Genomic DNA, 25,585 nt, shown 5'->3' with positions numbered 1-25,585 from the left:
CTTTCCGAGGGCGACAGCAGAGATCGGATTTTGTCATTCGCCGCCCCGACAGGTAGACTAAGACCCTTTCCATTACCCTGATCATAGCGAATCTCCCAGTGAGCAGTATTAAATTGATAGTCGGCTTGGCCAACCCGGGTGCGGAATACGCCCAGACACGCCACAACGCCGGCGCCTGGTACGTCGACCTGCTGGCCCAGCGCCACAATCAACAGTTGAAAGAAGAGAGCAAATTCTTCGGCTACACCGCCCGTTTGAACCTGGTAGGTAACGATGTGCGCCTGCTGGTGCCGACCACCTTCATGAACCTGAGCGGTAAAGCGGTGCTGGCGATGGCCAACTTCTACCGCATCGAACCGAACGAGATCCTGGTAGCGCACGACGAGCTGGATCTGCCGCCAGGCGTGGCCAAAATCAAGCTCGGCGGCGGCAACGGCGGCCATAATGGCCTGAAAGACATCCAGAACAAGTTCGGCAACAATCCGAACTTCTACCGTCTGCGCATCGGCATCGGCCATCCGGGTGACAAGAACAAGGTGGTAGGCTTCGTGCTCGGCAAACCACCGGCCAGCGAGCAGAAGATGATTGACGAAGCGATCGACGAGTCGCTGCGCTGCACCGAGATGCTGATGAAGGACGGGCTGGAAAAAACCGTTCAGCGCCTGCACAGCTTCAAGGCACAGGCCTGAATCTTGCCGCAGCGGGCGCCCTGCCCGCTGCCTGCTTTTAGCCGCGCGGGTTGAAGGTTTCTTCGCCCACGCTGCGATCATCGGCGGTGAACCCCTCTTCCGCCACGTAATACTGCGGATCGTCCAGCTCATGGCTGCAGAACGGCCCGGCGCGCTTAAGCAAACGCACGCAGTCGCCGCTCAGGTGGCGCAGCCGAATGCTTTTTCCCGCCGCCAGGTAACGTGCCGTCAGCTTATCTATAGCCTCTACGCCGCTGGAATCCATCACCCGGGTGCCGGCAAAGTCCAGCACCACGTTCTGCGGATCGCTCTGCGGGTCGAACAGCTCGGCGAAAGCGGCGGCTGAGCCGAAGAACAGCGGGCCATCGAGCTGATACACCGCCACCTCGCCCGTCACCTGGCGCTGGCGCACGCGGATACGCGCCTGCTGCCAGGCGAACACCAGCGCCGAGATAATGACCCCACTGATCACCGCCACCGCCAGATCGGTAAAGATAGTGATCAGCGTGACCACGACCATCACCAGTGCGTCCGCCTTCGGCATGCGGCGCAAACGGCGCAGCGAGCTCCACTCGAAGGTGTTGTAACACACCACCAGCATCACCCCAGCCAACGCCGCCACCGGCAGCAGGCCGATATAGCGCGACAGGCTGACCACGAACAGAATCAGCAGGATGGCGCCCACCGTGCCGGAGATGCGCCCGCGTCCGCCCGAGGTGAAGTTGATGATCGACTGGCCGATCATCGCGCAGCCGGCGAAACAGCCGAACAGGCCGCATACCGCGTTACCGGCGCCCTGCGCGATGCTTTCGCGATTACCGTTACCCTTCTTGCCGCCCATTTCATCCAGCACCGTCATGGTCAGCAGCGATTCAATCAAGCCGACCAAGGCGATCACCACCGCATAGGGCAACACCACCCGCACCATCTCCAGGGTAAACGGCGCCGTCGGCAGGCTAAAATGCGGCAGCGCGCCGGAAATATCCGCCAAATCGCCTACCCGCAGCGTGTGCAGATTGAGGCCGATCGCCAACGCCGAGACCACCAGCAGCGCCGCCAGCGAAGACGGAATGGCTTTGGTCAGGCGCGGGAACAGCACCACCACCGCAATCGCCAGCGCTACCAAGCCGTACATCAGCGGTCCCTGCCCGGCGATCATCTTCAGCTGCGCCAGCATGATGACGATCGCCAGACCGTTGACGAAGCCATGGATCGCCGGCAGCGGCACCAGACGAATGAATTTGCCCAGCCGGAAGACGCCGATCAGGAGTTGGATCCCCCCGGCAAACAGCGTGGCCCACAACACGTAGCCCATGCCGTACTGCGCCGCCAGACTCATCAGCACCACCACGATGGAACCTGCGGCGCCGGAAACCATGCCCGGCTTACCGCCGAACAGCGCCGTGACCAGGCCGATAATAAACGCGGTATGCAAACCGACGATCGGCGAAAGACCGGCGACCAGCGAAAAGCCGACCGCCTCGGGGATCATCGAAACCGCCACCACAAAGCCCGCCAGGACTTCATTTTTAACGTCCGCGATCCTGAAGTTACTCAGGTTAAACATGCATTATTCACTTATGACAGATAACATCATTTCCCCGCGTAGCGGGCAGGAGGGGCCGCAAGGCGCGGCAGACTGCAGGCGGGCACAACTCAGGGTGGCGTAGGCAAGAAATACATCCGGCGCGTTTCCTGTCGGTTAATCGGAACGGCCAGTATGGGTCAATGTGATCCAAATCTCAAATAAAAACCGGCCGCGGGCGCTGGGCTCGCCCCGGCCAAACAAGTCTGATCGAGATAAACGCCCATTACGTGTATAATGGCGGCATTATTTTGCCCTTTATGCAGTCGATTAAACCTAACCGGCTGATAGTTAAGATATTTAAGGTGATTACAACATGGGATTCAAATGCGGTATCGTCGGCCTGCCTAACGTAGGCAAATCCACCCTGTTCAACGCGTTGACCAAAGCGGGCATCGAAGCAGCCAACTTCCCGTTCTGCACCATTGAACCGAACACCGGTGTGGTGCCAATGCCCGATCCGCGTCTGGATAAGCTGGCCGAGATCGTCAAGCCGCAGCGCATTCTGCCGACCACCATGGAATTCGTCGACATCGCCGGCCTGGTGAAAGGCGCTTCCAAGGGTGAAGGCCTGGGCAACCAGTTCCTGACCAACATCCGCGAAACCGAAGCCATCGGCCACGTGGTGCGCTGCTTCGAGAACGACAACATCATTCACGTCAACAACAAGGTCGATCCGGCCGAAGATATCGACGTCATCAACACCGAGCTGGCGCTGTCTGATCTGGACACCTGCGAGCGCGCTATCCACCGCGTGCAGAAGAAAGCCAAAGGCGGCGACAAAGACGCCAAAGCCGAGCTGGCAGCGCTGGAGAAATGCCTGCCGCACCTGGAAAACGCCGGCATGCTGCGCGCGCTGGATCTGACCGCAGAAGACAAAGCGGCGATCAAATACCTGAGCTTCCTGACGCTGAAGCCGACCATGTACATCGCCAACGTCAACGAAGACGGCTTCGAGAACAACCCGTACCTGGACACCGTGCGTAAAATCGCCGACGCCGAAGGCTCCGTAGTGGTTGCGGTGTGCGCCGCCGTGGAGTCCGACATCGCCGAGCTGGAAGACGAAGAGCGCGACGAGTTCATGGCTGAACTGGGCCTGGAAGAGCCGGGGCTGAACCGCGTGATCCGCGCCGGTTACGAGCTGCTGAACCTGCAGACCTACTTCACCGCCGGCGTGAAAGAAGTGCGCGCCTGGACCATCCCGGTCGGTGCCACCGCCCCGCAGGCGGCCGGCAAGATCCACACCGACTTCGAGAAAGGCTTTATCCGCGCGCAAACCATCTCTTATGACGACTTCATCACCTACAAGGGTGAACAAGGCGCCAAAGAAGCCGGCAAAATGCGTTCCGAAGGTAAAGACTACATCGTCAAAGACGGCGACGTGATGAACTTCTTGTTCAACGTCTAACCTTACCCCGCAGCGTATCTCTCGGCTGCTGGAAACGGAAAAATCCACGCTTCGGCGTGGATTTTTCGTTCTTATCCCCTCAGACTCCCCCGATTATGAACCTGTCCGAGCTGGCCGGGCCGCCGCTGCGCGCGCTCGACCGCGTCCGGCCGGCGGCCAAGCCCGCTAACGGCGCTCTACAGCAGCGCAATCATCTTCAGCAGCTCCACGCGATTGCGGATGCCGAACTTCTTGCCGGCGTTATTGAGGTGCGAATATACGGTTTTCGGGTGCAGGTTAAGCCGTCGCGCGGTCAGGCGGATATCTTCGGTGCGGGCGGTTTCACACAACACCGCCGCCTCGCCGGGCGTGATCGCCGCTGCCCGATGCCGGTTCACCACATGGCGTTCGCTCGTCTCCTGGCGGCAGGCCAACGTAGCACAGGTCTCTCGCACCACCTGTAACGTTTCCCGCTTGTGCAAAATCGCATCCGGCTGCGCCGCGGCAATAAACGCCAGGATCAGCGGCGAAGTCTTATCGACGAAAAACAGTAACCGAACACCTTTATATTCGCTGCGCGAATAATTAACGAAAGTTAAATACCCTTCGAATCGGTAAATCTCATGGGGGAAATCCATTATAATTAAATCAGGCGCAGGGCTTATATCTTTAATAATACTAATCTTGGGCGAAGATAAGGTTATCACCTCCCCTCCCAATAAAGTTTTCATGCCCAGTCGGCACAGTGGCGAACTGTCGATATAAATCACTCTCACTTTAATTCCCCTTATCAGCATGAAAGCATGCTTCCATACCTCAGGCGGATTGTCGCTGCTCTTTTTTGGGGTAATTCGCCTGCACAGCACACCGATATAAAACATCTTGATAACATGTCTTTCAAATTATCGCGCTGCGGCAAGCTCGTTGATTCATCCGCAAAAAAGGCATAAATGTTTCAAATTATTTCAACAAAGAAATACAGCAACCCAACAAAACCGCAACGCAATGATATAGATCTATTTTCTATTTTGCGCGATACAAGGGAAAATGAAAACAAATGTAACAAACATCGCCATCACCTTATTTGTCCATTGAAAACACCTATAGGGAAAATTCTTAGTTTGCTAGGATGAAAATCCATGTTTGCCGAGCCGTTTAAAAAAACAATTGCGCAACATGATTATTCAATAACCGCACGTCAGTAATTTATTACTGTCAGGAAAGCTTTTCTCTAAAGTAAATTAAAGGGTATTTCACATGAACATTAAATTAGTCGCATTATCCATGCTGGCTCTCTCCGGCGCCTGTGCGGCAGCCTCGTCCAATACGGTGCAATTTAAAGGCGAAGTCAGCACACAAACCTGCTCGGTGAATATTAACGGCAACCAATCCAACCCGGTCGTTCTGCTGCCCACCGTCGCCGCCAGCAAACTCGCCACCAAAGGCGCCACCGCCGGTGACACCACCTTTACCGTTAACGTGACGGGGTGTGCGGCAGCGACCAGCGATACGGCGATCAAAACCGTTCTGGCGGGCAACAACCCCACCGCCAACGGCAATCTGGGCAACGCGGGCGATGCGGCCAAGGTGTCCATTCAACTGCTGGACAGCGACGCCACCACACCGCTGTCATTCGCCAGTGGTTCGACCGTCACCACGTCGGCAATGACGCTGGCGAAAGACGCTACCTCGACCTCGCAGAACCTGGTGGCCCGCTACTACGCGGAAGACACCGGCGTGGCGGCCGGTTCGGTGATCGCCACCGCCCAGTTCGCCATCAGCTACAAATAAACCGGCGTCAGGCGCCATATCTGTTAATGCCAGCGCCGTCCGTCAACGGACGGCGCTGAATGACTCGCTCCCTTTATCGGTTCACGTTTATGCCGCAGAAAAACCGTTCCACCCGCCGATGGGCCGCCCTGTCGCTTTGCCTGATGAGCTTTGCCGCTACCCACGCGTCGGCCAGCGTGACGCTGCTCGGCAACCGCGTGATCTACCCCGCCGATGCGCGGGAAAAAACGCTGCAGTTCACCAACGACGACAGCACCCCGGCGCTGATGCAGATCTGGCTCGACGTCAATAACCCGAAGTCCACGCCGGAAAACGCCGATGCGCCCTTTATCGCCTCCCCACAAATCTTCCGCATGGCTCCGCACAGTGGGCAGATGGTCAGATTATCGTTCGTCGGCCAGCCGTTGCCGCGCGATCGCGAGTCGCTGTTCTACCTCAACTTTCTGCAGGTGCCCGCGGTGCGCCAGACTGACGACGACAAGAACAAACTGCTGCTGGTGGTCACCAATCGGCTAAAGGTGTTCTATCGCCCCGCCGGGCTGGCCGGCGACGCCAACCACATCATCGATACACTTAGCCTGCGCCAGGTCGGCAACGCGCTGCGCGTCAGCAATCCGACTGCCTACTATGCCAACGTCAGCCAGGCCGCGATCCTGAGCGGCGCAAAGCGCAGCGCCATCCCACAGGCGGATCTTATCCCGCCTTTTTCGCAGGCCAGTTGGCCGGTGAACGGGGAGGTGCGGCAGGTCGCCCTGCGCGTCATCAATGATTATGGGGTCGAGATTACGCGGACCCTGAACGTCGCGCGCTGAAGCCAGACAGGGAGGTTTTCATGTTCGATGTCCGCAAGGCGACGCCGCTTCCCACGCGCTGGTGTTGCGCGCTGCTGGCGCTGCCGCTGGGCTGCGCCGCCGCCGACGGCTACACTTTCGATCCCGCGCTGCTGCGCGGCAGCGTGCTGAACAACAGCGCCCTGAGCCAGTTCAACCAGCAGGACGCCGTCGCCCCCGGCAGCTATCAGATCGATTTATATCTCAACGGCCAGTTTCTCGAACGCGATCAAATTCGCTTCGTGCGCCAAGGCAAGCAGGTGCTGCCCTGCTTCGATCGGCCGCAGCTGACGCGATTCGGGCTGAAAAATCCGCCGTTGGCGACCGAAGCGAACTGTCTGCTGCCCGGCCGGGATCTCAAGGACATCGCGGTGAACGCCGATATCTCGCAGCTGCGGCTGGATCTCAGCATTCCACAGGCGCTGTTGAACGACCGGCCGCGCGGCAGCGTCAATCCCGCCAGCCTGGACAGCGGTGAATCGATGGCCTTTGTCAATTACAACCTCAACCAGTACCACGTCAGCTACCGACAGGGGCAAACCCGCGATCTCGACTCGACCTACGCCAACTTGAACGGCGGATTTAACCTTGGGCTATGGCGCTACCGCCAGCAGTCCAGCTATCGCTACGATCGGGAGTTCGGCGGCCATCTGGACACCAGCCGCCGCTACGTGCAACGCGCGATCTTGCCCTGGCGCAGCGAAATGCTGTTGGGCGAAGGCTTTACCGACGGGCACTTCTTCTCCGGCCTGGGCTTTCGCGGCATTCAGCTCAGTTCGGACGACCGCATGCTGCCGGACTCGCAGCGCGGCTATGCGCCGGTGGTGCGCGGCGTGGCGAAAAGCAACGCGCGCGTGACGGTGCTGCAGGGCAAAAGCACGCTGTATGAAACCACCGTCGCGCCGGGGCCGTTCGCCATCAACGATCTGTACGCCACCAACTACGCCGGCGATCTCACCGTGGTGGTGACGGAAGCCGACGGCAGCGTCAGCACCTTCACCGTGCCGTTCGCCGCAGTGCCGGAATCCATCCGCCCCGGCCAGTCGCGCTACTCCGCGATCGTCGGCCGTTCCCGCTACGTCGGCGACAACGATCTGTTCAGCGAAGTGACCTGGCAGCACGGCCTGACCAACGCTCTGACCTTCAACCTCGGCAACCAGCTGGCGGACGGTTATCAGGCGATGATGCTGGGCGGCGTGTACAGCAGCTGGCTGGGCGCCTTCGGCATGGACACCACCTATTCCCACGCCAGCCTGCCGAACGGCGGCGCCTCCGGCTGGATGCTGCACCTCTCTTACAGCCGAACCTTCAGCCCGACGGACACCACCTTATCCATCGCCGGCTACCGCTACTCTACCGAAGGCTTTCGCGATCTCAGCGACGTGCTCGGCGTACGGCGCGCCGCCACCACCGGCCAAAACTGGCAGTCCGACTCCTACCGCCAGCGTTCGCGCTTCGAGGTCGCCATCAATCAGGGGATGGGGGCGTTCGGCAGCCTGACGATGTCCGGCTCGACTCAGGACTACCGCGATCAGCGCGGCCGCGATAATCAGCTCCAGCTGGGCTGGGGAAAAACCTTCGGCAACGGCGTGGCGCTTAACCTCTCCGTCACCCGCACCCGCAGCCTGGGCTACAGCAACGGCGACTACCGCGGCTATGGGCCGCTGGATAACGTCTACAGCGCGCCGCTGGCACAGAACGCGCAGACCGTCACCGCCCTGTCGCTGAGCTTCCCGCTCGGGCGTTCATCATCCGCCCCCAGCGTCTCGCTGTTGGCCAACCACAACCAGGGCCAGGGCGGCAACTATCAGGCTGCGCTGTCGGGCAGCGTCGGCGACGAACAGCCGGTCAGCTACGGCCTGAACTTCACCACCGACGACGATCGCCAACAAAGCATCTGGGGAGGCAACCTGCAAACCCGCCTGCCTTACGCCAACGTCACCGGTTCGTTCTCCACCGCGCGCCAGTACCGACAAGGTTCACTGTCGCTGCAGGGCGCCGTGGTGGCGCACCGCGGCGGCGTGACATTAGGGCCGTATGTCGGCGACACCTTCGCCCTGATCGAAGCGCCCGGCGCCAGCGGCGCACGGGTGATGGACGGTCAGGGCGCGCGCGTCGATCGCTTCGGCTACGCGCTGGCGCCGTCCCTGGTGCCCTATCACTACAACACCGTCGCGCTGAACCCCGAGGGCATGAACGACCAAGCGGAACTGGAGGACGGCCAGCGGCGCGTGGCGCCTTATGCCGGCGCCACGGTGCGCCTGCACTTCAACACCGTGCGCGGCCAGGCATTGCTGATCACCGCGCAGCGGCCCGATAACGCGCCGATCCCGATGGGCGCCAACGTCCTCGACGCCGCGGGCAACAGCGTGGGCATGGTCGGCCAGGCCAATCAGGTGTATCTGCGCAGCGATAAGCGCACCGGGGAACTGACGCTGAACTGGGGCGATGCACCCGGCCAACAGTGCACGCTGCATTACCGTCTGCCCGCCGGGGCAGACGGTCCGATTCAACGGCTCAGCGCCCCGTGCCGCTAGCCCGTTAAACTTATTTTCAGGAGAGACGATGAAACGCATTTTTTACCCGATCGCCGCCCTGTCGCTGTTCGCCGCGCCAACCGCGCTGGCGCAATGCACCCGGGTGGCTCCCGCGATAGATTCCGGTTGCGATCCCTGCGGGGTGGGCACGGCGCTGGGCCGGGTCAATCTGACCAGCACTTATCTGCAGCCCGTCGGCACGCCGCTCGGCACCAGCGTGTTCGACCTCACCGCCGGCACGCGCTATCCGGATCCCAACAAGGTGTTGTATGAGTGCGACGCCGGCGATGCCGGGCAGATCTATGAAGTCTTCGCCACCAACGGCGACGATCGCGTCGGCGGCTATTACGATCTGGGCGCCCAGGACGGCAACCCCAACTACTACGCCACCTACTTTCCTTACGTCGGCATCCGCCTGACCCACCTGGATTCCGGCAAGGTTTTTACCCGCTATTGGCAGTCGGCACCGATTACCCGCTACGCCACCGTCGGCAGCAAAATTCAGATCCGCGTAAAAGACTTCAGTGCCATCCGCGCCGATCTGATCCGCATCAGCTCGCTGCCGGGCGCGGGCGCCAGCAACTACTGCGGTTACAGCGCCGGCAACCCGCTGGTAGGCATGGCCTCGACCACCGGCAATTCGAACTATACCTGCACGCAGCCGAACGGCTATGTCACCTTTCAGGGGCCCGGCATCGCCTCGGATCCTATAGGCAGCGACTCCGCCACCAACTACGCCACCTGGGGCACCGGGCGCTGGAACGCGATGGGCATGGGTACCGCACCGATCTCCTCGTTGACCTATACCGCCACCTGCGTGGCGCGCAACGTCACGCCGCTGGTGATCCTGCCGACCATCTCCGTCAGCCAGTTGAGCGCTGGGCAAACTTCACAGGCGCAATTCACCATCAATATCGAATGCGACAACGCCGCCGTGTCCGGCGTCAGCAGCAACAATACCGCCCTCGGCCTGCAGGTGCCGTATGAAAGCTATGTTGCGGCGCAGCAGCTCGGGCTGGTCAGCGCCAACGGCGGCGTGAGCTACCTGCTCTCCAGCGGTTACGGCACCGACAGCAGCGTCGCTACCGGCGTAGGCATCGCGCTCGCCAACGCCGGCAACGGCGCGCCGATGAACTTCGTCGGCTGGGCGCGCTGCAGCGCCGGGCAGTGTCCGCAGGGCAACGACGCCGGCTGGTATCCGGTGCTCAACGGCGCCAGCGGCGGCGGCAGCACCGCAGCAGGGTTCACCCACTACACCACCCAGCTCACCGCCACCCTCGCCCGGCTGCCCGGGCAAACCGTCACCGCCGGCAAAGTGGACGCCAGAGCCTACGTCTGGGTTAAGGTGCAATGATGAAAAAGAAATACCTGACGATGGGGTGCGCTCTGCTGCTGGCGCTGGTGGCCACAGGCGTGCAGGCGGGTATCATCGCCTCCGCCACCCGGGTGATTTTCCACGAAGGCGATACGGAAAAGACCCTGATGCTGCTCAACACCAACGGCTATCCGATCGTGGCGCAAACCTGGGTCGATAACGGCGACGTCAACGCCGCCCCCGAACTGTCGCGCGCGCCATTCGTCACCCTGCCCAGCGTGTTCACCCTGCCGCCTTCGGCGCTGAAAGGGCTGCGGATCCTGTTCGCCGGTGCGAATTTGCCCACCGACAGGGAATCGGTGTTCTGGCTTAATCTGTATGAGATCCCCCCCAGCCAGCCGACCATGCCGCCGCTGGCGTCGCGTGTGACACTGGCGATGAACACGCAGATGAAAATCTTCTATCGCCCCAGGGCGCTGAAGGGAAAAGCCGAGAACGCCGCCGCGGCCGTCTCGTTCACGCTGCAAAAATCGCCGGGCGGCTATCTGCTGCGCTGTCATAACCCCTCGGCGTTCTATCTCTCCTTCGCCCGCATCACCGTGAAAATCGACGGGCGCCATTATCCGGTGCGGCAAGAAAGCGACATGATGACCGCGCCGTTCAGCACGCGGGATTATCACCTTGACGCCGCTGCGGCGCCGATGCCCCCCACTCAGATCGCCGTTCGGGCCATGCTCATCAATGACCAGGGCCAGCAGATCGTCAAGTCATACACAGCCACTCCATAACGATAAAAAGCAGCACATTTTTTTAAGTACAGGAAATAGGGAAAAATGAGTCTAAGCAGATTCCAGCTACAGTTCCATCTGGAGAAACAGGCCAACAATATCAGGCAGTCACCGGCATTTCGCACCGCCATCGTCAAGCACGGGGAATTGTTGAAAGAGACCTACAAGAAGCACCCGCTGTTTTACAAAATCATCTTCAGGAACAGCCGGTTCATTATTTGTTCCACCATCCTGTCCATTTACTACCACCAGCCCGCCGCCGGCCTGAAAGACATCAAAGCCTTTTTCAAAGGGAAGAACTTGATCAGCGAGAATTCTCTGGACTCCTTTCTGTTCTTTTTACGGGTCGGCCGCCGACTGGAGGTCAAACCCTGTGAACATGACAAGCGTCAGCTGCGCTATAAGCCCACGCCGCACGCACTGGCCGAAACCCAGGCGCTGATCGCCTCGATGGCGCGGCCCTACCAAGCGCTGGCGCCACAGATACCCGTCGCGGCTCTGCTGACGGCGCCCGACTTTCTGCCCACCTTCTTCGCTGCCTACGGCCAACTGATGCTCAAGGAGATCTACCTGATCGATCTGGTGCCGCAATCCGGGCTGTTTATCAGCAAGGACGCCGGCCACATGGTACTGCTGATGCTGCATATCGAAAGCATCCGGCAGGACTCCCCCTTTCTGCTGCTCTCCTCGGCTAAAATCGCCAAGTCGTGCTCCGTCTCACGCGCGCACGTAAATCGCATCCTGCAGGCGGCGGAAAAATCGGGCCTGCTGACCACCACCAATAACGTGGTGATCGAACTCAACAGCTCGTTCTTTATCATGGCAGAGCGCTATTTCAGCCTCTATTTCGCGATGGTCGAATTCGGGCTTGAACGGGTTTGGCACACGTCGCAAGCCGCCGAACCTACCTGAGCCGTTTTACCGCTCCCGCAGCACCTTATCGATCAACCCCCAGGCCGCCGCTTCGTCGGCGGTCATGAAACGATCGCGATCCAACACCCGCTCCACCTCCTCATAACCCCGGCCGCAGTGTTTGGCGTAAAGCCTGATCACCGTGTCTTTGGTGCGCTTCATCTCTTCGGCGTGGATCAGTATGTCGGAGGCCTGCCCCTGAAAGCCGCCCAGCGGCTGGTGCACATGCAGGCTGGCGTTGGGCAGCGCCATGCGGTGCCCCGGTTCGCCGGCCATCAGCAAGAACGAACCCATCGAACGCGCGGTGCCCATGCACAGGGTATGCACCGGCGCACGCAGGTACTGCATGGTGTCGTAAATCGCCAGCCCGCTGGTGATCACCCCGCCCGGCGAGTTGATGTACAGGTGGATCGGTTTTTCCGGGTTTTCCGCCTCCAGAAACAGCAGTTGAGCGCACAGCATCTCGGCCACGTCGTCGTTGACTTCGCCGTTGAGGAATACGATCCGGTCGCGCAGCAAACGCGAATAAATGTCAAAGGAACGTTCTCCCCGGCTGGTCTGTTCCACCACCATAGGGACGAGCATCATCTTCTCACGCATCGGTGAACTCCTGGGTTAGCAACAAAGAGAAGTGCGTTTAACGCGTCAGGCGGCGCGCATCACCGTCGCCGGGCCGTCGTTGGCGGCGTCAAGCTGGTGGATAATCCGCAGCAGGCTGCCGCCGCTGGCGTCCGGCAGGATCTGCAGGGTCACGACGCTTTCGAGAAACGGCGGTTGATCGTCGCGCAGGCGATAGCTCACGGCCTTGCCCGGCGTAGCGTCCAGCGGTTCGACCTGCGCCAGATCCCCCGTCGGCAGCCACTGCTCGCGCAGCTCGGGAATGCTGAGCGCCCGCCACACTTTTTCCGGCGGCGCCTCGAGCGCATACTCCAATACCAGCCGGTCGCGCGGCTGCTGCTCAGCCCGTTTGTTCATTGATCCATGTCCTTCAGCAAGATTTGCAGCGCGTCGATGCGCGCCGGCCAGTAGGCGCGGTACTTCGCCAGCCACTGGGCGATCTGCGCCAGCCCTTCCGGGGCAACCTGATAATTGACGCAGCGCCCCTGCTTCGCCTCGCTCACCAGTCCGGCATTGCGCAGCACCGCCAAGTGTTGCGACATCGCCGACTGGCTGATGGGCAGCCCTTCGCGCAACGCGCTGGCGTTCATGCTGCCGGCAGCGAGCTTGTCGAAGATGGTGCGGCGGGTCGGATCGGCCAACGCCTTGAAGATGTCATTTTCATTCATGTAAAAACATTAGTACTCACTTATCTATTACGCAAGTTTTTGGCGTTGGGCATACGGTAAAAAGCGCAGGCCGGCTCGCCATTCCCTTCGCGAAGCCAATAAGTGAGCAACGCCTCGATGTTGCTAAAATGTTGCCAATTTGTATATACAGGTATTGACACCCCAGCACAGCTGTATCATTTTCAAGCGACCACTGCCACGTTGCCCTCTTTTCGTGAAAAACTGTCAAGGAGCGATAATGACTGAAAAAACACAGACCTCCACATTACCGGTTAGCGTACAGCTGTTAGGCACCGGTGGCCCACGTCCGGATCCGCAGCGGGCGGGGCCGGCGGCCATCGTCAAGATAGGTGATGAAACACTGCTGTTTGATGTCGGCCGCGGCGTCACCGTGCAAATGGTCCGGGCCGGGGTTGCGCTGGAGTCATTGAAAGACGTATTTATCACTCACCATCATTTCGATCATATCGGCGATCTGTATGACGTAGTGCTCAGCACCTGGATACACGGTCGCCGCCACGCCATCACCTTCTACGGCCCGCCGGATACCAGGCGCATCATGAATGCCTTGCTGACCCAGGTATATGATAAAGATATCGAATGGCGCTCCGATGGCGAACCCACTCACGGCGGTTGGTCAGAGATCAAGGTCCACGACGTCGCGACCGGGTTGGTGGCCGAAACGGAAAACTGGCAGGTCTATGCCGAATCGGTCATACACGGACATGGCTTGGATGTCTCGCGCGCCTTTCTCAAGCGTTGGATCTGTTATGGCTATCGTGTAGAGACACAGGGTAAAACGATCGCAATCAGCGGCGATACGGTGGACTGTGCGGGCCTGCGCCGATTGGCCCAGGATGCAGACGTACTGGTGCAATGCTGTTACCTGGCCAACGAAGAAATCACCAACGAACACTTCCGCAAACTGGCCCGCCATACTCTGGCGTGCGGCGATACCGTCGGCAAGATAGCCGCCGCCTGTAATGTCGGCACCTTGGTGCTCACGCATCACCGTCCGCGCGATGATAACGGCATGATTGAACAACTGCGGCAGGAGGTGAGCCAGGATTTTAAGGGCCGGATCATTATTGCCAACGATCTCGACGAGGTGACACTTTAAAACTGGCGCTCCCTGGCTATGCCGTGGGAGCGCCTCAGGCACTTACCCCCCTTTGCCGCCAAGCGGCTGCGGCGGCGCAAACGCAGTGGCCTCGGTCCCCTCCTGCGCTTCCAGCGCGAGGCGCGCCAGCGGCATGTCTTCGTGATAGCGCGCCTCGGCGTTCAGGCTCTTCGAGTAACGGTTGTACTTCCACCAGGCGTATCCCAGGAACACCACCAACCCACCGACGTTATAGAACACGATGGTCATGATGCTGGCGCCGGTCGGGAACGTCGAGGCAAAGAAGCCGACGGTGAAGATGGCGATCAGCACGCTGACGATGGCGATGCCCTGCAGGCGCGAGCCCATTTTGAAATCGCGCGCCACCCGGTCGTACTTCAGCCGCAGATTCAGGTAAGCCAACATGATGAACAGCGGCGGCAGCATCGAGGCAGCGGCGGTCATGTTGATCAGCGTGTTCATCAAATCCTGCACGCTGCTGGAACCCAACGTCGGGATCAGCATCAGCGGGATGACGATAAAGAACTGGATCCAGGCCGCGCGCGTCGGCACGCCATGCCGGTTCAGACGAATGGTTTTCTCGCCGAAAATGCCCTTCGGGATCTCGGTGAAGAAAATCTTCACCGGCGCCGCCGTCCACATCAGCAGAGAGCCGAACATGGCGGTGAAGGAAACAATGCCGACAAAGCGGTTCATCAGCACCGTCGGCAGGCCGAAGTGCGCCGACAGGCCTTCGAATACCTGAACCGTGCCGCCGGTAAAGTGCAGATCGGTGCGGTGCACGAATACGTTGATCAACAGCGAAGACACCGAATACAGCACGCCGATGAACAGCCCGGAAACGATGATCACCTTCACGAAGGCGCGGCTGCCGCCTTTTACATCGTTCACGTACACCGCCACGGACTCCGCCCCGCCCGCCGCCTGGAAGATCCAGGCGGTAATGCCGAGGAACGCCCAGTTGAAGTTCGGCGTCATCGCCTGCACGTTGATCGGATCGGCCGGCTCAATGCCGCCCAACACCGCCGCGCCCGCCAGAACGATGTAGGAAAACGTCAGCAGCAGCATCAGCGATGAAGTGACGGAGGTCATCGGCCCCAGCAGTTTTGCGCCGCTGTTGGAGATGTAGGTCGAGAAGGCGAACAGGAAGATGCTGATGATCGCCGTGGTCAGCGGGGTAAATACGTAGTCATAGCCCAGGAACGCATAAGAAGCGTAGGCAATGACGCGCGGCAGCAGCGCGGTGAAAAAGAACAGGTTTACGAACCAATAGGTGTAGGCGGTGATAAACGCCCAGCGCCCGCCGAGTGCACTTTTCACCCAGGCATAAACGCCGGCCTCGGAGTTGCGGTTGAGCGAAACGAACTCGGCGATGATCAGGCAAAAGGGAATGAAGTAAATGATCGTCGCCACCAGAAACACCGGTGACGAGGCGATCCCCAGCTGAATATTGTTGTTAATCACGTTGTTGAAACTGAACACTGCCGCAAACGTCATCGACAGCAGGCCAAACTTGCCGATGGTGTTTCTGTTCGACGCAGCCATAGAGATTCTCCGAATGGTGTAGGGGACTTCGGTTTGTTGTTATCGATCGGCGGGCGCGCTATTTATTGGCGAAATAGCTGTCTTCCACCGTCACTTTTAAAATGACTTTTTTTACCTTGCCGCTTTCTATGGAGCGGTGAGCCTGGTGGTTTTCGAAGATCACCACGTTGCCTTTGCCGACCCGGCGCCTCTCGCCTTCGCCGCTGAAAAACTCGCGGTCGGTTTCGTCCTGATAAGGCACCACCGTCGTCAGCGCCCGTTTGTCGGCGACCTCGACGGTCTCTTCCCCATCGAGGTAATAGTGCACGTCGAAGTAACGGCGGTTGCCCTCCAGCCAGCCGTGCTGGCGGCCGGCGCCGACGCTCAGCCGATACGTCAGCGAGTCGCCGATCGAATGGCACACGTTCGGGCTGATGCGATCGACATTGGCGATCGCTTCCATGCAGCGCAGCCACTTCTTGCCGCTGTGATAAATACGCTGGAACTCCGCCAGGGATTCGAGAATGATCATGCGTTTTCCTCCGCAGACTGCGGGTGATAATGAGCGGGCGCGAAGTCATAACCGGCGAGCGTGGCGCCCTGCGTTTGCCGCCCGTCGAACGGCACCAGCGTGAAGCCGTAGCTGAACGGCGCCAGATAGACCCGATGGGTATCCAGCACTTCGGAGCCCCAGGAATTGGAGCCGAGGCCGAGGATCTGGTCGTCCAGGTTCAGCGTCAGGCAGTCGCTCGGTTCCAGCTCGTTGATGTGCTGGGCCTGATGCAACATCTCGGCGCTGTAAGGCCACAGGCTGAAATTGATCGGCCGCCGCGGTTGGATGAAGATCCCCTTGCCTACCGCATCCTGCAGGCTCAGCCAGCGCACGTCCTGCCGATTACCGTTGTCCTGCGGGAACGGATAGTGTTCGAACATCGCGTCGGCACGCTGTCGGTAGTGGCCGATGAGGTTGGCCCGGCAGCTGTCGCGGTAGTTCTCGCCCGGCCCGCGGCCGTAGTATTCCACCTGCTCGAAACGGCGGCTGATGCCGAAATCGAGACCGATTTTCGGGATAATCTGCCGGAAATCGCCGTAAGGCTCACCGGACAGATCCAGGCTGACGTAACCCTGCGGGGAGATACGCCAGCGGTAGGTGCAGCGCATGCCGAAGTCGAACACCGGCGGCGCAATCAGGCTGTGCACCTCAATCAGCAGATCCTCACCCTGCCATTGCCGGCTGAGGCGACGAAAATGCTGCTGCATGATGGGGAAGTGATGCGGCAGCCAAATCCCCTCATATTCTTGTTTATGGTTATCGATCACCGGTTTAAAGAAGGTGATGCGCGGTGCGCGCCCCACCACTTCTTCATCGTCTACCCGCCACGACAGCAATTCGCCGCTCAGCAGCGAGAACACCAGCTGGAACCGGCCGCCGCTGACGATCAGCTGATGATTTTCCTCGCGGCATTGCAGCGCCGGCGCATCGGCCGGCGGTGGAGCCAGCGGCCGCGTCGCCGCCTGGCGCAGATGCTGATAATGCCCCAGCCGCTGGCCGCTCTCGCTGTAGCGGGTAGCGCTGTCCTTATGCACCGCTACGTCGATCAGCGTTTCCCCCTGTCCCAGCGCCAACACCGGCAGGTGTATGTCTTCGCTCTCGCCCGGCTGCAGATGCGGCAGCTTGAATTCGTAACTTGCCACCTGGCGGCCGTCGGTCTTGACGCTGACCTTCAGCGTGATGTCCGCCAGCGAACTAAACCAATAGCGGTTTTTCACCCGCAGCACGTCGCCTGCGCCCTCTTCCGCCGTCACCTCCACCGGGCACAGCACCTGCTGGTATTCACGCAGGCCGGGGCCGGGACGCTGATCCGGGTAGATCAGGCCGTCCATGCAGAAGTTGTAGTTGTTCGGGTAGTCGCCGTAATCGCCACCGTACTGGTAGCGCTCGCGTCCCTGCTCGTCGTGGCTCAGCAGGCCGTGATCGCACCACTCCCAGATGTAGTGCCCCTGCAAACTGGCGTGGCGGTTGAACACCGACTGGTATTCGAACAGCCCGCCGGGGCCATTGCCCATGGCGTGCGCGTATTCGCACAGGATGCGCGGTTTGGGGTGCGGGTATTCGCCGAAGGCGTTCATCATCGCCACGCGGGAATACATGGTGCTGATCACGTCGGTCACTTCGGCGTCGCGATCTTCTTCATAGTGAATCAGGCGGGTCGGATCGAGCGCCTTGCAGCGCCGGGCCATGGCGCGAATGTTGCAGCCGTAGCCGGACTCGTTGCCCAGCGACCAGATGATGATCGACGGGTGGTTTTTCTGCGCCGCCACGTGGCGCTCGATGCGCTCGACGTAGGCCTGCTCCCAGCGCGGATCGTCGGTGATGCGGCTCAGATCGCCGACGTTGGCAAAGCCGTGGCTCTCCAGGTCGGTCTCCGCCATCACGAACAGACCATAGAGATCGCACATCTCGTAAAAGCGCGGATCGTTGGGGTAATGGGCGGTGCGCACCGAGTTGATGTTGTGCTGCTTCATCAGCACGATGTCGCGCTCCACCCGCGCCATATCGACGGCGCGCCCTTTGCGGTGATCGTGATCGTGGCGGTTGACGCCGTGCAGCTTGAGGTAGCGGCCGTTGACGTACATCAGCCCGTCACGTACCGCGATCTCGCGGAAGCCTACCCGCTGCGGTACCACGCCCAGCAGGTTGCCGGCGCCGTCATACAGGCTGAGCAGCAGCTGATACAGATAGGGATTTTCCGCATTCCACTGCTGCGGGCGGCTGACCGGCAGTTCGAAACGGCAGCTCAGCGCCTGCTCGATGCGCAGATCGTCGCGCCACTGCTCCGCCACGCAGCGATCGCCGTCGAACAGCTGCGCTTGCAGGCGGCAGCCCTCGGCGGCCTGCACACCGAGATGGCGCAGTTCGGCATCGATCGCCAACTGCGCGTCACAGTAGCGTTCATCGAAGGTGGTGACCAGCGTCAGATCGTGAATGTGGGTAGCGCTCTGGCCGATCAGGTAGACGTCGCGGAAGATGCCGGCCATCCACCACATGTCCTGATCTTCGATGTAGGTGGAATCGGCCCACTGCATCACCCGCACCGACAGCAGGTTCTCGCCCTGCCGCACATGGGGGCTGATATCGAACTCGGCGCACAGCCGGCTGCCCTTACTGAAGCCGACATAGTTGCCGTTGACGTACACTTCGAAGTAGGTTTCCACGCCGTCGAATTTGATCAGCACCTGCTGATCCTGCCAGCCGGCGTCGAGCATAAAGTGGCGCTGATAGGCGCCGGTGGGGTTATTGGTCGGCACGTAAGGCACGTCGATTGGGAACGGGAACCCCTCGTCGGTGTACTGCAGGTGGCCGTGCCCCTCCAGCTGCCACATGCCCGGCACCGCCATATCGCCCCAGTCGTTCATCGGCTCCCGGTAAAACGCCGCCGGCACCTGCGCTGGGTGCTCGAAGAAGCGAAAGCGCCAGCGGCCGCTCAGCAGTTGGAAGCGCCGGCTGGCGTTGCGATCGAAGCTCAGCGCCTGCCCGGCGTCCGCGTAGCTGAAGAAGCTCGCGCGCGGCGCCAACCGGTGCTCCGACTGTTTTTCAATGTTTTCCCAATTATTCACGTCACGTCTCCCGACACCTGTGCAATGCGGAAACGATAGTAAATATTTAGTAAAAACTACAGCTGATATTTACCAAATGACGGCAGGATCACAATAAATCTCAAATACCTTTTTTTATCATGACGTTAATTTTGAGCGCCAACTCCCCCCGCCGAGGCAGGGGCCGGTCAGACAACGGTGGTGTCGCGCAGCTGTAGCGAGCTGGGAACGAAGATCGACAGCGGGACGGCGCGCTCATCGCGCAGCCGCTCCACCAACAGGTTGACGGCCTGAGCGCCCATGGTTTCCGAAGGGATGCGCACCGTGGACAAAGCGGGGAAAATAAAGCGGGCGGTGGGAATATCGTTGACGCTGATCAGCGCGATCTGCCCCGGCACCTGAATACCGTGTTCGTGCAGCGCGCGCAGCACCCCGATTGCGATCGAGTCGGTCGCCACCAGCAGCGCAGGCGGATAGCCATTCTTGCTCTGCAACATCGCTTTGGCGCATTGGTAACCCGACTGGCTGCTGAAATCGCCGTGGTAAATATCCTGCGTTCGCACCACGTTTTGCTGCCGGCCATACTCGACGAACGCTTGCTCGCGCTGGTCGATGCCGGCCGGATCGTCGCGCCCGCCGATAAAGCCGATGCGCTGATAGCCGCGGCCGATAAAGTAGTCGATCACCTTGCGGCTGATCTTGTACAGGTCGACATTGACGCAGTCGAAACGCTCGTCGTCCACCACGCCGTCGATGAACACCACCGGCGTTTCCTGTTGCCTGAGCTGCTCATACAGCGCAGACTGTGGCCGGCCGATCACCAGCAGGCCATCGGCCGTCGGCAGCGCCTTGTCGCCGTTGAAGTCGTAACCGGCGCTCAGCGCCACGCCCAGCTTTTCGCACTGCGTTTCGATGCCGTAACGCATCGCCAGGTAATAGGGATCGTTGATTTCCACGCCCTGTGTATAGGTGAACAGCGCGGCGAAATGCAGGCGTTGCCCGCTTTGTCGTTTGGAAGGCGCGACCTTGTATTCGAGGCGCTCCGCCGCTTCCAGGATCTTCTGGCGGGTTTGCGCCTTAACGCTCAGGGTAGGGTCGTCATTCAACACGCGCGAAACGGTGGCGACGGACACATTAGCGGCTTCAGCAATTTCCTTCAGTGTGGCCATAGAGTCCCAATGCACAGACGAAAAACGGTAGCTTAATCGGATAGCGATGCGGCGTACAGCGCCGCCAGCCTCCTCTCCTTACCAGACCGGGCCAAAGCACGCTCATGCAAGACGTTGCCGGGCGCCTGCAGCGAAAGATACCCATTTCTCCCGCTGTGATCAAGTTGACAATTTACTGATTTAAGCGTATTTTTTACTAAATATTTTACTAATATACCTGCCGTTTACCGTCCTGTTCGGGCGGGCTTTTTCTCTTCTCCCAGGGATCCGGGAGCGACCTCGCGTGAGCCGCTGCTCGGCTGACGTTCCGAACCATCAAACGCCAGGCATATGCCCATGAAATCAATAAGCCATCACGCTCTGTTGCCCTTGTTGCTGCTCGTTAGCGCGCCGGCCTGGGCGGCGCAAGAACCGGTTACGCCGGCGGAGCGCAATCAACTCCCTCCACCGCCGCTTCCCGATAGCACCGCGACCGCCCTGCGTTTTTACGGCGAGCTCGGCATCGGCGGTAGCGTCTATTTGAACGGCGAACATCAGCATAAATACAGCGACGGCACCTATATCGAAGGTGGCCTGGAGATCAAGCGGGGCCACTGGTTCGGCCTGATTTACGGCGAAGGCTGGACCGTGCAGGCGGACAGCCAGGGCCACGCCTGGACGCCGGACCACAGCTGGGGCGGCTTCGAGGGTGGGTTGAACCGCCTTTACGGCGGTTACCGCACCGACGACGGCACCGAGATGATGCTCAGCGTGCGCAACGATTCGTCGCTCGACGATTTGCAATGGTGGGGCGACTTCACGCCGGAGTACGGCTACGTGCTCCCCAACACCCGCGATCTCAGCTACGCCGCCAAGCTGCAAAACCTGACCGGGCGCTTTCGCTACAGCGTGACGGCGGCCCCGGAAAGCCGCATCGACGAGAGCAAGGCGCTGCTGCACTTCGGCAAATACGACCGCTATTCCGACAAGTACACCTACCGGGCGATGGTCAACGGCTACACCCAGTACGACCTGCAGGATAATCTGACGCTGCTGACCGGCGTGGAAGTGACTGACGGTCTGGGGCAGCTGTTTCTGCTGGGGCTGCGCGGCAAGCACCTGGCCGGCCGCGTCTGGCACCACACCGGCAAAGGCAACAGCGGCGGCCATCCCGGCAGCGAGTCAGGCCTGATGCTCAGCGCGATGACGGAAACCGCCAAAGGCCTGTACCTTTCCACTGCCTACAGCTACGCCCGCCACCGGTTTGATAGCGCGGCGGATACCGCCACTTCATATGCCCAGTTCGGCGTCTGGTACGAGTACGCCGGCGGTAAGCTGGCCACCGCGCTGGACAGTAAATTCTTCATGCGCAACGACAGCACCGGCGCCAGCAACTCGGTGTTTCTGATGCAATATTTCTATTGGTAACCGTTGAGGCTCCTACGATGAACATGACTTCCCTGACCCCGCTGGCCGCTGCCCTCACCCTCGCGCTAACGCTGACGGGCTGCGCGCCGAAAGCGCCCGACGCCGACGCTCCGTTGGCCGAGCGCTATAAAAACGTCATCGACCGCCGCGGCGCGCCGCACTTCATGCTCGATTACGATTTCGACGATCACCAACGCTTCAATCCGTTCTTCGATCTCGGCGCCTGGCACGGCCACCTGTTGCCGAGCGGGCCGGAAGGCATGGGCGGTTTCCCCGGCCCGGCGCTGCTGACCGAAGAGTACATCAACTTTATGGCCAACAATTTCGATCGGCTCAGCGTCTATCGAGACGGTAAACCGGTGCATTTCACCATGACGGCCTACAGCCTGCCCGGCGCCCTGGTGCAGCGGCTCAGCGCACCGGGCGTGACCGTCAACCTGACGCTGCGCTTCGCCGCCGCACGCACCTCGTTGTTGGAAACCCAAATCCTGACCGACACGCCGCTGGAGCTGGTGTGGGACGGTGAATTGCTGGAGCGTTACGCGGCCAAAGAGCAAAAACCGCAGCCGCCGGCGACCCTCGAGCAGGCGTTTCCGGACTACACGCGCCGCATTGTGCCGACGGCTGACGGCCTGCGCGTCACCTTCGGCAAGGTGCGCGCGCCGTCGCAGCTGATGACATCCGGCCAGTCCGAGTATCAGATCCACAAGTCGCTGCCGCAGCGCACCACGGTCGACGGCCACCGCTTCCGCGCCGCGGCACGCATCGCCGGCTCCACCACCCTGTATACCACCTACTCGCACCTGCTCACCGCTGAAGAGGCGCAGCGCGAACAACGCGCTATCGCCGATATCCTCGCTCACCCGCAGCGCTATATGGCCGCCTCGGCCCAGCGTTGGGAACGCTATCTCGCCACTGGGCTCAGCAACCCGCACGCTACGCCGGAACAAACCCGCGTGGCGGTCAAAGCGATGGAAACGCTGAACGGCAACTGGCGCGGCGCAGCCGGGGCGATGAAGTTCGACTCGGTCACCCCGTCGGTGACCGGGCGCTGGTTCTCCGGCAACCAGACCTGGCCGTGGGACACCTGGAAACAGGCCTACGCCATGGCGCACTTCAACCCGGACGTGGCCAAGGACAACATTCGCGCGGTGTTCGCCTTCCAGATCAGGCCGGGCGACACCCTGCGCCCGTGGGACGCCGGTTTTCTGCCCGATCTTATCGCCTACAACCCCAGCCCGGAGCGCGGCGGCGACGGCGGCAACTGGAATGAGCGCAACACCAAGCCGAGCCTGGCGGCCTGGGCGGTGATGGAAGTGTATCGCGTCACCGGCGATAAGGGCTGGCTGGCGGAGATGTACCCGAAGCTGGTGGCCTACCATGACTGGTGGCTGCACAACCGCGATCACAACGGCAACGGCGTGCCGGAGTACGGCGCCACCCGCGACAAAGCGCACAATACCCCCGACGGACGCATGTTGTTCACCGTCAAGCGCGGACAACGCGAACAAACGCTGGCCGGCCTCGACAATTACGATCGCATCGTGCGCGAGGGGCATTATGACAGCATCGAGATCCCGGCGCAGACCGCCGCCTCCTGGGAGTCGGGCCGCGACGATGCGGCGGTATTCGGCTTTATCGATCCGGATCAATTGGCGCGCTACGTGGCTCAGGGCGGCAAACGCGAAGACTGGCAGGTGAAATTCGCCGAAAACCGCGCGCCGGACGGCACGCTGCTCGGCTATTCGCTGCTGCAGGAGTCGGTGGATCAGGCCAGCTATATGTATAGCGACAACCGCTATCTGGCAGAGATGGCTGATGTTCTGGGCCGCGGCGCCGAGGCCGCCGCCTTTCGCGCCAAAGCCGACCGACTGGCGGCCTACATCAACACCTGCATGTTCGACAAGCAGAGCGGTTTCTTCTATGACATCCGCATCGAAAGCCGGCCATTGGCCAACGGCTGCGCCGGCAAACCGATCGTCGAACGCGGCAAAGGGCCGGAAGGCTGGTCGCCGCTGTTCAATGGCGCCGCCAGCCAAGCACACGCCGATGCGGTGGTCAGGGTGATGAAGGATCCGCGCGAGTTCAATACCTACGTGCCGCTCGGCACCGCGGCGCTCAGCAACCCGGCGTTCGGCGCGGACATCTACTGGCGCGGCCGCGTGTGGGTCGATCAGCTGTATTTCGGCCTCAAGGGTATGGAACGCTACGGCTATCGCGACGACGCGGTGGCGATGGCGCAGGCCTTCTTCCGCCACGCCGACGGCCTGATCGCCGACGGGCCGATCCGCGAGAACTACAACCCGCTCACCGGCAAGCAGCAAGGCGCGCCGAACTTCTCCTGGAGCGCGGCGCACCTGTACATGCTGTATAACGACTTCTTCACGCAATAAGCCGCAGCGGCCACCGTCCTCGTTGCACGGCGGTGGCCCGCGTTTATGAACGGATCGGGATCACCAGCACGTCGATATTCAGCTGATTGATGGCATTGCGGGTAGAAGAAAACAGGTTGCTCCACAGATCGTGGTGATGGCCGAACACCAGCAGGTCGATGTTCTTATCCACGACTGCCGTACGCAGTTCGTCAACGAAGCCGCCGCGCCCGATAATCACTTCCGCGATCGGGTAATTGACGTTTTGCGTGGTAGGCTCCAGCTCTTTGCGGATCTTCTCTTCGAACGGCACGCCGTCATCGCTGCGCTCCGAAAAGCCAATCGCCGCGTGGTAGGTGTCGTAGTGAACGTCCACATAGATCAGCGAGAGTTTGGCCTGCAGCGCCTCCGCCAGCAGCGCCCCCTTTTCGACCAGCCGTTTGCCGTCATCGCTCAGATCGGTGGCGATGACAATATGGTGGTAACACATAGCGCCTCCTGTCATGGACTCGGTAGAGCCGAGGCTCCGATATCACGCCGGGGTCATATCGTTATGGTTAATTTTAGCTCAGAAATGGCGCGTATGACGGATGGCGAAACGATGGGAAAGCCCCGCTGCCGGGGCTAAAGGCAAAAATTACTTCTCGCGATGCACCTCAAACCAGACGTTGCACAGCGACAGGATCAGCGTGTTGGCGTCTTTCACCAGCACGTTATCGCCGGGCACTCCATCGCTGCCCTGATCGGTAATGCCTTTGATGGCGATATCCGCGTGCTGAATGGCCACACGCTCGACCGCCGGCGTGCTGATGCCCAGCATCGGGAAATCGATGTAAGAGCTACTGCCGGAATTGTCCTCGACAAACTCCTGCGCTTCTACGGTGCTGACGGTGGCTCCTTCGCTTTTCAGCGCCGTGCCGTTCCAGCTGAATGCATCCGCTTTATAGCTGATTTTACCGCCGATCAGGCTCTGCGCCTGCTGTTGATCCCAGCAGCCGGTGGTCTGGGTCGGTACGATCTTGCTGACGCGCCAGTTGCCCAGCAGCTGTTTGGGGATCGGCCCGGTATCGCTCTCCGCCGCCCGAACCTGAGTCGCCGAGACGCAGGCCAACACCACCAGCGGCAGCAGCGCCTTGCTCCAAGTGTTCAATCGCATTGTCTTTTCCTTCGTTTCAGTACCCAGTCTGCCCTCGCGGGCCAATGGCTATCATAATAAGCCCGCCGATTCGCCGTCAAAACAATCCGCACCGCGCCAGGCGGCGGGCGCTCATAGCTA

General features: G+C 60.6%; 22 protein-coding genes. 11 read left to right on the top strand and 11 right to left on the bottom strand.

What is annotated here, in order from left to right; genetic code table 11:
- Positions 1 to 98 precede the first annotated feature (98 nt).
- Positions 99 to 689 carry an aminoacyl-tRNA hydrolase gene (gene pth, locus EGY12_RS16675; RefSeq protein WP_123894672.1) on the top strand — a complete coding sequence of 197 codons (591 nt, stop codon included), beginning with the start codon at positions 99 to 101 and terminating at the stop codon, positions 687 to 689.
- 37 nt (positions 690 to 726) lie between these two features.
- On the opposite strand, the gene EGY12_RS16670 is transcribed toward pth, so the two are convergent.
- Positions 727 to 2,256 carry a SulP family inorganic anion transporter gene (locus EGY12_RS16670; protein ID WP_123894671.1) on the bottom strand — a complete coding sequence of 510 codons (1,530 nt, stop codon included), beginning with the start codon at positions 2,254 to 2,256 and terminating at the stop codon, positions 727 to 729.
- Positions 2,257 to 2,590: 334 nt separating this feature from the next.
- Between EGY12_RS16670 and ychF the strand changes: the two genes are divergently transcribed.
- Positions 2,591 to 3,682 (top strand): redox-regulated ATPase YchF, encoded by a 1,092-nt coding sequence (gene ychF, locus EGY12_RS16665; RefSeq protein ID WP_033633304.1) that lies wholly within the window; start codon positions 2,591 to 2,593, stop codon positions 3,680 to 3,682.
- Positions 3,683 to 3,858: 176 nt separating this feature from the next.
- On the opposite strand, the gene EGY12_RS16660 is transcribed toward ychF, so the two are convergent.
- Positions 3,859 to 4,542, bottom strand: a complete 684-nt coding sequence (locus tag EGY12_RS16660; RefSeq protein ID WP_253722839.1) for a LuxR C-terminal-related transcriptional regulator — start codon at positions 4,540 to 4,542, stop codon at positions 3,859 to 3,861.
- Between the two features lie 376 nt (positions 4,543 to 4,918).
- Here EGY12_RS16660 and EGY12_RS16655 point away from each other — a divergent pair, with 376 nt between their 5' ends.
- From EGY12_RS16655 to EGY12_RS16630, 6 genes are read left to right on the top strand one after another with little or no spacing between them, the layout of a single operon-like run.
- Positions 4,919 to 5,452 (top strand): fimbrial protein, encoded by a 534-nt coding sequence (locus tag EGY12_RS16655; RefSeq protein WP_123894670.1) that lies wholly within the window; start codon positions 4,919 to 4,921, stop codon positions 5,450 to 5,452.
- A 59-nt stretch (positions 5,453 to 5,511) separates the two neighbouring features.
- Positions 5,512 to 6,264: a molecular chaperone gene (locus EGY12_RS16650; protein ID WP_253722837.1), complete on the top strand. Its 753-nt coding sequence runs from the start codon at positions 5,512 to 5,514 to the stop codon at positions 6,262 to 6,264.
- 20 nt (positions 6,265 to 6,284) lie between these two features.
- Positions 6,285 to 8,819 (top strand): fimbria/pilus outer membrane usher protein, encoded by a 2,535-nt coding sequence (locus tag EGY12_RS16645; RefSeq protein WP_123894669.1) that lies wholly within the window; start codon positions 6,285 to 6,287, stop codon positions 8,817 to 8,819.
- A 28-nt stretch (positions 8,820 to 8,847) separates the two neighbouring features.
- Complete coding sequence (locus EGY12_RS16640) at positions 8,848 to 10,173, top strand: fimbrial protein (RefSeq protein WP_123894668.1); 1,326 nt, start codon at positions 8,848 to 8,850, stop codon at positions 10,171 to 10,173.
- A complete protein-coding gene (locus EGY12_RS16635) occupies positions 10,170 to 10,922 on the top strand; it encodes a molecular chaperone (protein ID WP_253722834.1) in 753 nt (250 codons plus the stop codon). Before EGY12_RS16640 ends, EGY12_RS16635 begins: the two co-directional genes overlap by 4 nt.
- Before the next feature lie 45 nt (positions 10,923 to 10,967).
- On the top strand, positions 10,968 to 11,834 hold the full coding sequence (locus tag EGY12_RS16630; RefSeq protein WP_123894667.1) for a hypothetical protein: 867 nt from the start codon (positions 10,968 to 10,970) through the stop codon (positions 11,832 to 11,834).
- A 6-nt stretch (positions 11,835 to 11,840) separates the two neighbouring features.
- Here the strand turns inward: EGY12_RS16630 and EGY12_RS16625 are convergent, their stop codons facing one another.
- The 3 genes from EGY12_RS16625 to EGY12_RS16615 are packed head-to-tail and all read right to left on the bottom strand — an operon-like array spanning position 11,841 to position 13,120.
- Positions 11,841 to 12,434 (bottom strand): ATP-dependent Clp protease proteolytic subunit, encoded by a 594-nt coding sequence (locus EGY12_RS16625; RefSeq protein WP_123894666.1) that lies wholly within the window; start codon positions 12,432 to 12,434, stop codon positions 11,841 to 11,843.
- 45 nt (positions 12,435 to 12,479) lie between these two features.
- Positions 12,480 to 12,809, bottom strand: coding sequence for an SRPBCC domain-containing protein (locus EGY12_RS16620; protein ID WP_123894665.1), 330 nt, complete (start codon positions 12,807 to 12,809; stop codon positions 12,480 to 12,482).
- On the bottom strand, positions 12,806 to 13,120 hold the full coding sequence (locus EGY12_RS16615; RefSeq protein WP_123894664.1) for a helix-turn-helix transcriptional regulator: 315 nt from the start codon (positions 13,118 to 13,120) through the stop codon (positions 12,806 to 12,808). Before EGY12_RS16615 ends, EGY12_RS16620 begins: the two co-directional genes overlap by 4 nt.
- A gap of 238 nt (positions 13,121 to 13,358) precedes the next feature.
- Here EGY12_RS16615 and EGY12_RS16610 point away from each other — a divergent pair, with 238 nt between their 5' ends.
- A complete protein-coding gene (locus tag EGY12_RS16610) occupies positions 13,359 to 14,240 on the top strand; it encodes an MBL fold metallo-hydrolase (protein WP_123894663.1) in 882 nt (293 codons plus the stop codon).
- Positions 14,241 to 14,282: 42 nt separating this feature from the next.
- Here EGY12_RS16610 and EGY12_RS16605 read toward each other — a convergent pair whose 3' ends face one another.
- The 4 genes from EGY12_RS16605 to ebgR form a co-directional block, all read right to left on the bottom strand.
- Positions 14,283 to 15,785: an amino acid permease gene (locus EGY12_RS16605; RefSeq protein ID WP_123894662.1), complete on the bottom strand. Its 1,503-nt coding sequence runs from the start codon at positions 15,783 to 15,785 to the stop codon at positions 14,283 to 14,285.
- Positions 15,786 to 15,843: 58 nt separating this feature from the next.
- Positions 15,844 to 16,296: a beta-galactosidase subunit beta gene (locus EGY12_RS16600; RefSeq protein WP_123894661.1), complete on the bottom strand. Its 453-nt coding sequence runs from the start codon at positions 16,294 to 16,296 to the stop codon at positions 15,844 to 15,846.
- Entirely contained in the window at positions 16,293 to 19,382 is a 3,090-nt protein-coding gene (ebgA, locus tag EGY12_RS16595) for a beta-galactosidase subunit alpha (protein ID WP_123894660.1), read from the bottom strand. Before ebgA ends, EGY12_RS16600 begins: the two co-directional genes overlap by 4 nt.
- 167 nt (positions 19,383 to 19,549) lie before the next feature.
- Positions 19,550 to 20,530: a transcriptional regulator EbgR gene (gene ebgR / locus EGY12_RS16590; protein WP_123894659.1), complete on the bottom strand. Its 981-nt coding sequence runs from the start codon at positions 20,528 to 20,530 to the stop codon at positions 19,550 to 19,552.
- Between the two features lie 336 nt (positions 20,531 to 20,866).
- Here ebgR and ygjJ point away from each other — a divergent pair, with 336 nt between their 5' ends.
- Together ygjJ and ygjK are read left to right on the top strand one after the other, a co-directional pair.
- The gene (gene ygjJ / locus EGY12_RS16585) at positions 20,867 to 21,937 is read left to right on the top strand and encodes a protein YgjJ (protein WP_123894658.1); all 1,071 of its coding nucleotides are present in this window, start codon (positions 20,867 to 20,869) and stop codon (positions 21,935 to 21,937) included.
- A gap of 17 nt (positions 21,938 to 21,954) precedes the next feature.
- A complete protein-coding gene (ygjK, locus tag EGY12_RS16580) occupies positions 21,955 to 24,330 on the top strand; it encodes an alpha-glucosidase (RefSeq protein ID WP_123894657.1) in 2,376 nt (791 codons plus the stop codon).
- A gap of 43 nt (positions 24,331 to 24,373) precedes the next feature.
- Here the strand turns inward: ygjK and EGY12_RS16575 are convergent, their stop codons facing one another.
- Both EGY12_RS16575 and EGY12_RS16570 read right to left on the bottom strand, forming a co-directional pair.
- Positions 24,374 to 24,799, bottom strand: a complete 426-nt coding sequence (locus EGY12_RS16575; RefSeq protein WP_123894656.1) for a universal stress protein — start codon at positions 24,797 to 24,799, stop codon at positions 24,374 to 24,376.
- 147 nt (positions 24,800 to 24,946) lie between these two features.
- Entirely contained in the window at positions 24,947 to 25,465 is a 519-nt protein-coding gene (locus EGY12_RS16570; RefSeq protein WP_123894655.1) for a hypothetical protein, read from the bottom strand.
- Positions 25,466 to 25,585 lie beyond the last annotated feature (120 nt).

The organism is Serratia sp. FDAARGOS_506 (assembly GCF_003812745.1).
In the GTDB taxonomy this organism is placed as follows: domain Bacteria; phylum Pseudomonadota; class Gammaproteobacteria; order Enterobacterales; family Enterobacteriaceae; genus Serratia.
The sequence above is the reverse complement of the archived record's forward strand: the minus strand, read 5'-3'. Positions and strand labels throughout refer to the sequence as shown.

Bases quoted from the DNA above. Each gene is read 5' to 3' on its own strand.
- EGY12_RS16670 (WP_123894671.1), bottom strand. From the start codon at position 2,256: ATGTTTAACCTGAGTAACTTCAGGATCGCGGACGTTAAAAATGAAGTC.
- ychF (WP_033633304.1), top strand. From the start codon at position 2,591: ATGGGATTCAAATGCGGTATCGTCGGCCTGCCTAACGTAGGCAAATCC.
- EGY12_RS16660 (WP_253722839.1), bottom strand. From the start codon at position 4,542: ATGTTTTATATCGGTGTGCTGTGCAGGCGAATTACCCCAAAAAAGAGC.
- EGY12_RS16655 (WP_123894670.1), top strand. From the start codon at position 4,919: ATGAACATTAAATTAGTCGCATTATCCATGCTGGCTCTCTCCGGCGCC.
- EGY12_RS16650 (WP_253722837.1), top strand. From the start codon at position 5,512: ATGACTCGCTCCCTTTATCGGTTCACGTTTATGCCGCAGAAAAACCGT.
- EGY12_RS16645 (WP_123894669.1), top strand. From the start codon at position 6,285: ATGTTCGATGTCCGCAAGGCGACGCCGCTTCCCACGCGCTGGTGTTGC.
- EGY12_RS16640 (WP_123894668.1), top strand. From the start codon at position 8,848: ATGAAACGCATTTTTTACCCGATCGCCGCCCTGTCGCTGTTCGCCGCG.
- EGY12_RS16635 (WP_253722834.1), top strand. From the start codon at position 10,170: ATGATGAAAAAGAAATACCTGACGATGGGGTGCGCTCTGCTGCTGGCG.
- EGY12_RS16630 (WP_123894667.1), top strand. From the start codon at position 10,968: ATGAGTCTAAGCAGATTCCAGCTACAGTTCCATCTGGAGAAACAGGCC.
- EGY12_RS16625 (WP_123894666.1), bottom strand. From the start codon at position 12,434: ATGCGTGAGAAGATGATGCTCGTCCCTATGGTGGTGGAACAGACCAGC.
- EGY12_RS16620 (WP_123894665.1), bottom strand. From the start codon at position 12,809: ATGAACAAACGGGCTGAGCAGCAGCCGCGCGACCGGCTGGTATTGGAG.
- EGY12_RS16615 (WP_123894664.1), bottom strand. From the start codon at position 13,120: ATGAATGAAAATGACATCTTCAAGGCGTTGGCCGATCCGACCCGCCGC.
- EGY12_RS16610 (WP_123894663.1), top strand. From the start codon at position 13,359: ATGACTGAAAAAACACAGACCTCCACATTACCGGTTAGCGTACAGCTG.
- EGY12_RS16605 (WP_123894662.1), bottom strand. From the start codon at position 15,785: ATGGCTGCGTCGAACAGAAACACCATCGGCAAGTTTGGCCTGCTGTCG.
- EGY12_RS16600 (WP_123894661.1), bottom strand. From the start codon at position 16,296: ATGATCATTCTCGAATCCCTGGCGGAGTTCCAGCGTATTTATCACAGC.
- ebgR (WP_123894659.1), bottom strand. From the start codon at position 20,530: ATGGCCACACTGAAGGAAATTGCTGAAGCCGCTAATGTGTCCGTCGCC.
- ygjJ (WP_123894658.1), top strand. From the start codon at position 20,867: ATGAAATCAATAAGCCATCACGCTCTGTTGCCCTTGTTGCTGCTCGTT.
- ygjK (WP_123894657.1), top strand. From the start codon at position 21,955: ATGAACATGACTTCCCTGACCCCGCTGGCCGCTGCCCTCACCCTCGCG.
- EGY12_RS16575 (WP_123894656.1), bottom strand. From the start codon at position 24,799: ATGTGTTACCACCATATTGTCATCGCCACCGATCTGAGCGATGACGGC.
- EGY12_RS16570 (WP_123894655.1), bottom strand. From the start codon at position 25,465: ATGCGATTGAACACTTGGAGCAAGGCGCTGCTGCCGCTGGTGGTGTTG.